Genomic DNA, 10,477 nt, shown 5'->3' on the forward strand with positions numbered 1-10,477 from the left:
GTCAGGCTTTCGGTGCGGCGAGTTCACGGGCGGCTTGCTTGATCGCCTCGCGGATTCGCACGTAGGTGCCGCAGCGGCAGACGTTGCCCGACATCGCGGCGTCGATGTCGGCATCGGTGGGCGCCGGGTTGTCGCGCAGCAGCGCGGTGGCCGCCATGATCTGGCCGGACTGGCAGTAGCCGCACTGCGGCACTTCCTTGATCGTCCAGACCTTCTGCACCTGGCGGCCCACGGGGGTCTGCGCAATGGCCTCGATCGTCGAGATGCGGCGGCGGCCGATCGATTCGACCGGCGTCACGCAAGAGCGGATCGGCTGGCCGTCGAGGTGCACCGTGCAGGCGCCGCACAAGGCCATGCCGCAGCCGAACTTGGTGCCGGTCATGCCGAGCACGTCACGAATGACCCACAGCAGCGGCGTGTCGGGATCGACATCCACCTGGCGCGGCGTGCCGTTGATGCTGAGCGTGGTTTTCATCGGGGATCCTTGTGCTTCATTTCGTCGCGAGAATCCAGGCGGCGATCGCGTCCAGGTCGGCCGGCGGCACCTGGGCCTGCGCCGGCATCGGGATGGCGCCCCACTTGCCCGAGCCGCCGGCCTTGATGCGAGCGGCCAGCTGCTTCGCATCGACGCTGCCGTCGGCGTACTTCGCCGCGATGTCCTTGAACGACGGGCCGACCAGCTTCTTGTCGACCTGGTGGCAGGCGGTGCAGGCGTACTTGCGGGCCAGGGCTTCGCTGGCCGAGGCGGGTGCGGCGAGTGCAACGCCGATGGCGGCCAGGGTGGCGGCGCGGATGAAGGAAGACATCGGGGACCTTTCGCGAGGGGTGGGGTGCATGGCTGGGGCCGATCGGGGCGCAGTCTAGGGACGCGTCTCCTCGTCGGGTAGCGCTGTGCGCGCGATGGCGTGTGAACCGGATGTCGATAGTCAGCGCGCGGTGCGACGGGTAGCGTCGCGGCAATCGTCGACGGACGCGCTGACAGAGGCCTCGGCAGGGCGCCGAAGCCATTCGGCCGGCCGTGGGTGGCCGGCCGGGGAACGCGTGCGATCAGCGCGCCAACTTGGCCGCGATCTCGGCCACGTGGCGGCCCTGGAAGCGCGCGCCTTCGAGCTCGTTGGCCGAGGGCTGGCGCGAGCCGTCGCCGGCGGCGATCGTCGTCGCGCCGTACGGGCTGCCGCCGGTCACTTCGTCGAGCTTCATCTGGCCTTGCCAGGCGTACGGCAGGCCGACGATCACCATGCCCTGGTGCAGCAGCACGGTGTGCGTGCTGAGGATGGTGCTCTCCTGGCCGCCGTGCTGCGTGGCCGTGCTGGCGAACACCGAGCCGACCTTGCCGATCAGCTTGCCGGCGAACCACAGCGGGCCGGTCTGGTCGAGGAAGTTCTTCATCTGCGCGGCCATGTTGCCGAAGCGGGTCGGCACGCCGAAGATGATCGCGTCGTAGTTCGGCAGCTCGTCGACGGTCGCGATCGGCGCGGCCTGGTCGAGCTTGAAGTGCGAGGCCTTCGCGACGGCCTCGGGCACGATTTCCGGCACGCGCTTGATGTCGACCGTGGCACCGGTGCCGCGCGCACCTTCGGCGACGGCCTGGGCCATCGTCTCGATGTGGCCGTAGCTGCTGTAGTAGAGGACGAGAACCTTGGCTGCCATGTCTGCTCCTGGTTGGTGGGCTGAGCGCATTCTGGGCGCCGGCAGCCGGCGCGGATTGCACGGGAGCGAACGCAGGCTTCAAAACAGCTGAACAGTCGGGGCGTGCCGTCCTACACCACCACGCGCGCTTCCTCCCGGATGGGCGGCTCCCTGTCCTGGGCTGATGCAGAGACAGGAAGCGCAGCATCGACGCCAGGTGAACGGCAGTCTCGCGTTCACGCTCGCCAAGCAGACCGCGTGCCCTTGGGTCGTGAGTGCGCTGCCCCACCGACAGCAGCACCCGACCGTGCCACAAGGCTTCTTCGATGCAAGACCCTCAACGCGGCCATCCCGCAGGGACACCCTCATGAATCAGCTTTTCCGCCTCATCACTTCGCGGACAGCGTTGGCCTTCGCGTTGCTGCCGGCTTTCGTCGCCGGCTGCGGCGGCTCGGCCGATCCGATCCTCGGCAGTCCGGGCGTCGGTGTCGTCCCGCTGACGGACAGCACCCGCCCGACGGTGGTCCTCACCACGCCTGCGCCGGGCGACGCCGGCGCGCCGACCAACACCAAGATCACGGCAAGCTTCAGCGAGGCCATGGCACCCGCGACCGTCTCGGACACGAGCTTCCTCGTGACGAACACGACGACCGGCTCCGCCGTCACCGGAACCGTGAGCTACTCGGCCTCGGCGAAGACGGCCACCTTCACGCCCACGGGCGGCCTGCTCGCCGCCAACGCCCAATTCACGGCGACCGTCATGACAACGGCCACCGACCTGGCCGGCAACGCCCTGGCCGGCAACGCCGCGGTGCTGCCGGCTGCGGGCATTCACACCTGGAACTTCGCGACCGGCGCCGCCGGCGACCTCACGGCGCCAACCCTGGCGAACCTCAGCCCGCCCGATGCAAGCACCGGCGTGTGCCTGACCAAATCCGCAAGCGCGACGTTCAGCGAACCGATGGATCCCGCGACGATCGACACGACGACCTTTGTCGTGACCGACAGCGGCGCAGCGGTCCCGGGCATCGTGACCTACGACGCGTCGAGCAGGGTGGCCAGCTTCGCGCCGTCGAATGCGGCCGGCTTTGCGCCCGGCAAGTCGTTCGTCGTCACGGTGAAATCTGGAAACCTGGGCGTCAAGGACCTGGCCGGCAATGCGCTCGCCAGTGACGGTGTGTGGAGCTTCACCACCGGAACGCAGGCGTGCGTCGCCGGCATCAACCTGCGCTCCGCAGCATCGTTCGGTGCGTTCGGTGGGGGTGCCGGGGTCACGAACCAGGGCATCAACACGGTCGTCGGTGGCAACCTCGGAACCACCGCGGCGTGCACGCTGGTGACCGGCTTCCATGACGCGGGGAACGTCTACACGCAAACGCCGTTGAACATCGGCTCGGTCAACGGCAGCATCAACTGTGCCCCGCCTGCGCCGGGTACGTCGTCGTCGATGGCGATTGCGACGCAAGCCCTGGCAGACGCCCAGGCCGCGTACAACGAGCTTGCGGCCCTGCCTCCTGGCAGCGATCCCGCTGCAGGCCAGTTGGGCGGGCTGGTGCTGCCCGCGGCCGTCTACACCGCCGCGGGCGGAACCTTCGCCGTCACGACCGCAGACCTGACCCTGGACGCGCAGGGCGACACCAACGCCGTGTGGGTGTTTCAGAGTGCCTCCGCGCTGACCGTGGGCCTGGCAGCGACGCCGCGCCGTGTGTTGCTGATCAATGGCGCACAGGCCGGCAACGTCTACTGGCAGGTGGGCAGCGCAGCACGCATCGAGGATGGCAGCACGATGGTGGGCACGATCATCGCGCCCGCCGGCGTCACGGTCTCGACGGCCGGTCAGACCATCCAGACGACCCTCACGGGGCGTGCGATCGGGCTCACCGCGTCGGTGACCCTGGTCAACACCACGATCGTCGCCCCATGACCGCCCTCACGACAACCCGACTCTGTGGCAAGGCCAGGAACAGCAAGATGAACAAGACCCATGCACTGCACGTGATCGGCCTGGCCGGACTCGGCTCGCTGATGACCCTCGTCTGCGTGCCGGCCCGTGCGCAGGAAGGCGGCTACTTCTATGGCGGTGCCTCCCTGGGCCAGTCGCGGGCGAGGATCGACGAGGATCGCATTCGCTCCAGCCTCGCGAATGCGGGGTTGGCCATGACGTCGATGACGCGCGACGAACGCGACACGGGCTACAAGGTGTTCGGTGGCTACCAACTCAATCGCAACGTCGCGATCGAGGGGGGTTACTTCAACCTCGGCAAGTTCGGCTTCACGTCGACGACCACGCCAGCCGGCACCTTGAACGGACAGATCAAGTTGCAGGGGCTGAACCTGGATCTCGTGGGCACCTTGCCGCTGGCCGGCCGCCTCTCCGCCATCGGTCGAATCGGCGCGCAATATGCCAGCGCGCGCGACACCTTCAGCGGGGGCGGCGCAGTCACTGTCCTGAACCAGAACCCCAGCAAGCGCGCCGCGAACTACAAGTTCGGAGCCGGCTTGCAGTACGAGATCAGCCCGGCGTTCCTGGTGCGTGCCGAAGCCGAGCGCTACCGCATCAATGACGCGGTCGGCAACCACGGTGACGTCGACCTGTTCTCGGTGAGCCTCGTCATTCCGTTCGGCCGGGCCCCCCGCGAGGCACCACGCGCGTTGGCGACACCTGCCCCTGTCGAAGCGGCACCGGCGCCAGCGCCCGCGCCGCCGGTCGCCATCGCTGCGGCCCCGGTTGCGCCCGCTCCCTTGCCTGCGGAGCGTCGACGGGTGCGTTTCGCTGCAGATTCACTGTTCGCCTTTGACCGAGCCGACGTGAAGCCTGAAGGCCGCCAGGCCCTCGACCAGTTCTCGAAGGAACTGGCCGGCACACGGTACGACGTGATCACGGTGGAAGGCCACACCGACCGGCTCGGAACGAGCGCCTACAACGAGAAGCTGTCGGCGCGTCGTGCGGAATCGGTCAAGGCGTACCTCGTGGGCCCCGGAGGCATCGATTCGACCAAGGTCTCGGCAACGGGCAAGGGTGAATCGACACCCGTCACGACACCGGGCGACTGCAAGGGCGACAAGCAGACGGCCAGGCTGATCGCCTGCCTGCAGGCGGATCGACGCGTCGAGGTCGAGGTCACGGGAACGCGGTGAGCATTCCCATGCCTGGATGACCGCCCGTCAGAACGGGATGTCGTCGTCCATGTCGTCGAAGCCGGTCGACGACTTCGCGGCCGGCTTGGTGGCTGCCGGGCGCGAGGCCGGCGCGGGGCGCTCGGCCCGCTCGGTGCGTTCCGGCCGATCGCCGCCGCCGCCGCCCGAGGCGCCGCGGCTGTAGCCGCCACCGCCGCCGCCTTCGTCGCCACCACCGCCATCACGGCCGCCCAGCAGCTGCATGTTGTCGGCAATGATCTCGGTGGTGTACTTCTCCACACCGTCCTTGTCCTGCCACTTGCGGGTCTTCAGGCGGCCTTCGACATAGCACGAGCGGCCCTTCTTCAGGTACTCGCCGGCGATCTCGGCCAGGCGGTCGTAGAACACCACGCGGTGCCATTCGGTTTCTTCCATCTTCTCGCCGGAGGTCTTGTCCTTCCAGTTGCGCGAGGTGGCGAGGGTCACGTTGCAGATCGCGGCGCCGTTGGCGGAGTAGCGCACTTCGGGGTCACGGCCCAGGTTGCCGATGAGGATGACTTTGTTGATCGAGGCCATGAGAGCGGCTCCTGAAAAGTAGAACGGGGAAAAGGGGGAAAGCGGGGAAATCGGGGTACGGCGAGGGGAATGCCCGATTATCAGCGATGCATCTGGTCACGCCCGGGCAACGAAACTTCACACGGGCCGGGGTCAACGCTGCCCGCGGGCTGCCGTTGTCGGTGCAGGGTAGCGCCACTCTCCATCCCCCACCCCCTTGAACCGGAGTCCACCATGAAGTTCAATGCCCTGATCACCGCCGCACTGCTCGCCACCAGCGCCGGCGCCTTCGCCCAGGCCGGCAGCGTCCAGCGCGACGTGAACCAGCAGGAGCGCATCGAGCAAGGCCTGAAGAGCGGCCAGCTGACCACCCAGGAAGCGGGCAAGCTGGAGCGCGAGGAAAGCCATGTCGACAAGCTGCAGGCGCAGGCCCTGAAGGACGGCAAGCTGACGCCGGCCGAGAAGGCCCGCCTCGAAGCCGCCCAGAACAAGACCAGCCGCGACATCGCCGCCGCCAAGCACAACGGCGTCACCGGCAACCCGAATTCCGTCTCGTCGCAGCGCATGCAGGCCGACGTGCAACGCAACGTCAACCAGGAAAAGCGCGTCGAGGCCGGCGTGCGCAACGGCTCGCTGACGAACCACGAGGTGTCGAAGCTCGAGCGCGGCCAGGCGCACGTCGACCACAAGGAAGCAGCGGCCGCCCGCGACGGCCATGTCGGTGCCGCCGAGGAGCGCGGCATCCAGCACGCCGAGAACAAGCAGAGCCGCAAGATCCACCGCCAGAAGACCGACGCGCAGGTCCGCAAGGGCTGATCAGGGCTCCCCGTCCCAATACTCCAGGTCCGTGTCGGCCCGGTGCATCCGCCCGAAGCCGTACGGATCGCCGTCGCGCGTCGCCGTCGCCAGGTACTTGCCCGAATCGGGGTACTCCACCACCTCCGGGCTGTCCTTGGTGCTGATCGACAGGTACTTCAGCGGCGCATCGGATGTGTTGATGATCTGGTGCGGGTAGGCCGGCCCCGGCGGGATGAAGACCACGTCGCCGGCCGCCAGCGCCAGGTGCTCGCCGGCCACGCGCAGCGTGCCCTCGCCCTCGAGCACTATGAACATCTCCTCCTGCGCATAGTGGAAGTGGTACGGGCAGCTGCGCTTGCCAGGCGGCACCACGTCGATGCTCGCGCCCAGCTTCAGCGCCGCGGTGCCCTTGGCCAGCCGCCCGGTCATCGAGTCGTACAGCGGTTCGCGCACATCGTGCGTGCGCGGGGTGGTCTCGAAGTTGCGGATCAACAGCTGCCGCAGCTGGTCGGCGCGCGGCGTGTGGATGTCGGTCATCGGCAGTCTCCTGGTGAAGGCGCAAGGGTGCCAGAAACCCGTCGTGTTGACAGGCCCTAGTAACATCGCGGCCTCGCCTCGCCCTCCGCCCCGCCCGTGACCCCCGAACCCTCCACCGCACCGCTGCAGATCCTGCAGGAGGTGTTCGGCTACACCGCATTCCGCGGCGCCCAGGAATCCATCGTCGACCACGTCGCCGCCGACGGCGATGCGCTGGTGCTGATGCCCACCGGCGGCGGCAAGAGCCTGTGCTACCAGGTGCCGGCGATCGCCAGGCACCGCGCCGGCCGCGGCGTGGCGCTGGTCGTCAGCCCGCTGATCGCGCTGATGCACGACCAGGTCGGCGCGCTCGAAGAGGCCGGCGTGCATGCCTCGTTCCTGAACTCGACGCTGACGCTCGACGAGACCCAGAAGATCGAGCGCGAGATGATGAGCGGCCGCCTCGTGATGCTGTACGCCGCGCCGGAGCGCATCACGACGCCGCGCTTCCTCGCGCAGCTCGATTCGCTGCACGAGCGCGGGCTGCTGAGCCTGTTCGCGATCGACGAGGCGCATTGCGTGAGCCAGTGGGGCCACGATTTCCGCGAGGACTACCTCTCGCTGAACGTGCTGCACGAGCGCTACCCGGGCGTGCCCCGCATCGCGCTCACGGCCACCGCCGACGACCTGACCCGCGCCGACATCATCGAGCGGCTGCAGCTGCAGGAGGCGCGCGTCTTCATCAGCAGCTTCGACCGGCCGAACATCCGCTACGGCATCGTCGAGAAGGACAACGCCCGTGCGCAGCTGCTGCGCTTCGTCACCGACGAGCACGAGGGCGATGCCGGCGTCGTGTACTGCCAGTCGCGCAAGAAGGTCGACGAGACCGCCGACTGGCTGAAGACCGAGGGCATCAACGCGCTGCCGTACCACGCCGGCATGGACGCCGACGTGCGCAAGCGCCACCAGGACCGCTTCCTGCGCGAGGATGGCGTCGTGATGGTGGCGACCGTCGCGTTCGGCATGGGCATCGACAAGCCCGACGTGCGCTTCGTCGCCCACCTCGACCTGCCGAAGAACATCGAGGGCTACTACCAGGAGACCGGCCGCGCCGGCCGCGACGGGCTGCCGGCCGATGCCTGGATGGCCTACGGCCTGGCCGACGTGGTGAACCAGCGCCGCATGATCGACGAGAGCCCGGCCGGCGAGGAGTTCAAGCGCGGCCAGCGCGCCAAGCTCGACGCGCTGCTGGCCCTCGCCGAGGCGCACGATTGCCGCCGCGTGCGGCTGCTCGCCTACTTCGGCGAGGCGAGCGAGCCCTGCGGCAACTGCGACAACTGCCTGCACCCGCCCGCCACCTGGGACGCGACCGAGCCGGCGCGCAAGGCGCTCAGCTGCATCTACCGCTTCCACCAGAACCACGGCCAGCGGTTCGGCGCCGGCCACCTGATCGACGTGCTGCGCGGCAAGACCACCGACAAGGTGACGCAGTACCGCCACCAGTCGCTGTCGACCTTCGGCATCGGCGCCGACCTGAGCGAGGTGCAGTGGCGCGCGGTGCTGCGCCAGCTGATCGCGCTCGGCCACCTGCGCACCGAGGGCGAATACAACACGCTGGAGCTGGCGCCGAGCGCGCGCGAGGTGCTGCGCGGCGAGGTGACGCTGCTGCTGCGCGAGGCGAGCGAGACGCCGAAGGCGCGCCGCGGCAGCACCAAGGGCAAGAACGGCACGACCAAGGGCGGGCGCGACAAGCCGCCGCCGGTACCGCTGGACGATGACGGGCTGCAGCGCTTCGCCGCGCTGAAGGCGTGGCGCGCCGAGGTCGCGCGCGAGCACGGGCTGCCGGCCTACGTGATCTTCCACGACGCGACGCTCGCCGAGATGGCGCGTGCACAGCCGTCGTCGCTGGAGGCGCTGGGCCACATCAGCGGCGTCGGCGCGAAGAAGCTGGAGGCGTACGGCAGCGAGATCCTGCGGGTGCTCGGCGAATGAGCGGGCGCAGCCCCGAGACCCTGCCCTACGGGCTGGGCGCCGCGATCCTGACGGTGCTCGCCTTCGTGCTGCTGGAGATGCTGCTCGGCGGTGTGCTGATGGACCTGCAGGACACGCTGGCGCTGAGCGAGGCGCAGCTCGGCGAGCTGACGCGCGTGCTGGCCACCGGCATCGTCGTGTCGACGCTGCTCGCCTGGCGCGGGCTCACGCACGCGCAGCTGCTGCACGACGCGCCGGCGCCGCCGCTGCACACGCTGCTCGCCAGCGCGGCGCCGTTGCTCGCACTGCTGCCGCTGCTGTGGTCGGTGAACGGCTGGATGGACTGGCTGCTGCAGTCGCTGCTGCCGCTGTCGGCCTGGGAGGCGGAGTGGTTCGCGCACGCGGTCGACGGCACGTTCGCGGCCACGCTGTCGGCCTGCGTGCTGGCGCCGGTGCTCGAGGAGATGCTGTTCCGCGGCCTGATCCTGCGCGGTCTGCTGCTGCGCTACCCGCCGTCCACCGCGATCGTGCATTCGGCCGCGCTGTTCGGCCTCGCGCACTTCAACATCTACCAGTTCTTCGTCGGCCTCAGTACCGGGCTGGTGCTCGGGCTCGCGTACCAGCGCACGCGCTCGCTGTGGCCGTGCGTGCTGCTGCATGCGGCGTTCAACGGCGGCGTGCTGTGGATGGCGAGCGCCGACGGCCAGTGGCTGGCCGACACGATCGGCAACCCACTCGCGCTGCCGGTGGCACTGGCGTTGTTCGCCTGGGGCCTGCGCCGCCTGCTGCGCCTGGCCTGATCCGGTCGAGGCCTCAGGGCTCGGCCGACTGCCCCGCCACCAGCACCGGCGGCAGCCACAGCTCGATCACGCCGGGGCGCGGCACCGCCGAGCGCCGCCGCTCGCGGATCCACACGCCGTCGATGCGCTGCGGCGTAACCCACGGCTCGCCGACGAAGCGCGACAGCGCCAGCGCGCACTCGCGGCCGGACGGGTCGTGCAGCACGAAGGTCGGCACCGGCCACGGCACCGGGCGGCGCTGCTGGCGCAGCTCGGCATTGCGCGCCGCGTTGTCGATCGGCGCCACCTGCACCAGCACATCCGCCTCCTGCTGGATCGCCTGGCGCAGCGCGCTCGCTGCCTCGCGCGAGCTCTCGTCGTAGATCTCGATGTACAGCGTGCTGCGCCCATCGCCCTGGTCCAGGCCCTGCCGGCAGGCGGCCAGGCTCGCCTTCTGCGGTGAGGTCTGCGGCGAATCGGCAGGGGCCGCAGCGACCGGCGGCGGCGGCACGGGCAACTCCCCCTGCGCCGCGCTCGCGAGCTGCGACGCGCGCCCGGTCAGCGCGAGCCAGATGCGCCTGGCCGCCACCGCCTGCTCGTCGGGCGACGTGCCCGGGTGCCAGTAGCTGAACGCGGTGTTCTCGGTCGGCGGCTTCTGCACCACCGCGCACAGGTCGTTGCGCAGGCGCTGGCTGGCGGCCACGCAGTCGGCGCTCGGGTCGGCATCCTTGCGGCATTCGTCGGCGATGCGGCCGGCCAGCCGCTCGACGCCGGCGCGCTCCAGCGGCCGCAGCGCCGGGCTGCCACGCAGGTCGAACAGCAGCGAGGCCTGCGTCACCACGTGCTCGGCCACCTTCGGGCAGCGGCCGTTGAAATCCTGCAGCGCCTTCGACACCTCGGTGAACAGCACGCGCGCCTCGGTCTGCTGGTCGGTGCGGTTGCGCTGCAGCTGCTCCTGCACCTGCCACACCGACAGCAGCAGCGTGCCCGACGCCCCCACCCCGAGCGTCGTCGTGATCGCGGTGGCCTTCGCGGCGCGCCRCCACAGCGGCTCGGCCTTCGCGCCGGCCGCCGCATCGTCGGCGGCGCTGCGCAGCCGCGCGGCCACGCGC

General features: G+C 69.7%; 11 protein-coding genes. 5 read left to right on the top strand and 6 right to left on the bottom strand.

Features of this window, described 5'->3' with window-relative positions:
* Position 1 precedes the first annotated feature (1 nt).
* The 3 genes from AC1D1T_RS12145 to wrbA form a co-directional block, all read right to left on the bottom strand.
* Positions 2-475, bottom strand: coding sequence for a (2Fe-2S)-binding protein (locus AC1D1T_RS12145; RefSeq protein ID WP_465111298.1), 474 nt, complete (start codon positions 473-475; stop codon positions 2-4).
* A 16-nt stretch (positions 476-491) separates the two neighbouring features.
* The gene (locus tag AC1D1T_RS12150) at positions 492-806 is read right to left on the bottom strand and encodes a c-type cytochrome (RefSeq protein WP_477825083.1); all 315 of its coding nucleotides are present in this window, start codon (positions 804-806) and stop codon (positions 492-494) included.
* Positions 807-1,047: 241 nt separating this feature from the next.
* Positions 1,048-1,650, bottom strand: coding sequence for an NAD(P)H:quinone oxidoreductase (gene wrbA, locus AC1D1T_RS12155; protein ID WP_477825084.1), 603 nt, complete (start codon positions 1,648-1,650; stop codon positions 1,048-1,050).
* Positions 1,651-1,996: 346 nt separating this feature from the next.
* Here wrbA and AC1D1T_RS12160 point away from each other — a divergent pair, with 346 nt between their 5' ends.
* Both AC1D1T_RS12160 and AC1D1T_RS12165 read left to right on the top strand, forming a co-directional pair.
* A complete protein-coding gene (locus tag AC1D1T_RS12160; protein WP_477991923.1) occupies positions 1,997-3,553 on the top strand; it encodes an ice-binding family protein in 1,557 nt (518 codons plus the stop codon).
* Complete coding sequence (locus tag AC1D1T_RS12165; protein WP_465111295.1) at positions 3,550-4,767, top strand: OmpA family protein; 1,218 nt, start codon at positions 3,550-3,552, stop codon at positions 4,765-4,767. Before AC1D1T_RS12160 ends, AC1D1T_RS12165 begins: the two co-directional genes overlap by 4 nt.
* A gap of 27 nt (positions 4,768-4,794) precedes the next feature.
* Here the strand turns inward: AC1D1T_RS12165 and ssb are convergent, their stop codons facing one another.
* On the bottom strand, positions 4,795-5,322 hold the full coding sequence (ssb, locus tag AC1D1T_RS12170; RefSeq protein WP_047501242.1) for a single-stranded DNA-binding protein: 528 nt from the start codon (positions 5,320-5,322) through the stop codon (positions 4,795-4,797).
* Positions 5,323-5,535: 213 nt separating this feature from the next.
* Here ssb and AC1D1T_RS12175 point away from each other — a divergent pair, with 213 nt between their 5' ends.
* A complete protein-coding gene (locus AC1D1T_RS12175) occupies positions 5,536-6,117 on the top strand; it encodes a hypothetical protein (RefSeq protein WP_477991924.1) in 582 nt (193 codons plus the stop codon).
* Here the strand turns inward: AC1D1T_RS12175 and AC1D1T_RS12180 are convergent, their stop codons facing one another.
* Positions 6,118-6,636 carry a cupin domain-containing protein gene (locus AC1D1T_RS12180; protein WP_047501238.1) on the bottom strand — a complete coding sequence of 173 codons (519 nt, stop codon included), beginning with the start codon at positions 6,634-6,636 and terminating at the stop codon, positions 6,118-6,120.
* 96 nt (positions 6,637-6,732) lie between these two features.
* On the opposite strand from AC1D1T_RS12180, the gene recQ reads away from it, so the two are divergent.
* Both recQ and AC1D1T_RS12190 read left to right on the top strand, forming a co-directional pair.
* A complete protein-coding gene (recQ, locus tag AC1D1T_RS12185; RefSeq protein WP_477839058.1) occupies positions 6,733-8,607 on the top strand; it encodes a DNA helicase RecQ in 1,875 nt (624 codons plus the stop codon).
* Positions 8,604-9,386 (top strand): CPBP family intramembrane glutamic endopeptidase, encoded by a 783-nt coding sequence (locus AC1D1T_RS12190; RefSeq protein ID WP_477827118.1) that lies wholly within the window; start codon positions 8,604-8,606, stop codon positions 9,384-9,386. Before recQ ends, AC1D1T_RS12190 begins: the two co-directional genes overlap by 4 nt.
* Before the next feature lie 13 nt (positions 9,387-9,399).
* Here the strand turns inward: AC1D1T_RS12190 and AC1D1T_RS12195 are convergent.
* Positions 9,400-10,477: hypothetical protein (locus AC1D1T_RS12195; protein WP_477991925.1), on the bottom strand; the 1,078-nt coding region annotated here is incomplete at its 5' end.

The organism is Rhizobacter sp. P2_H3 (assembly GCF_056403355.1).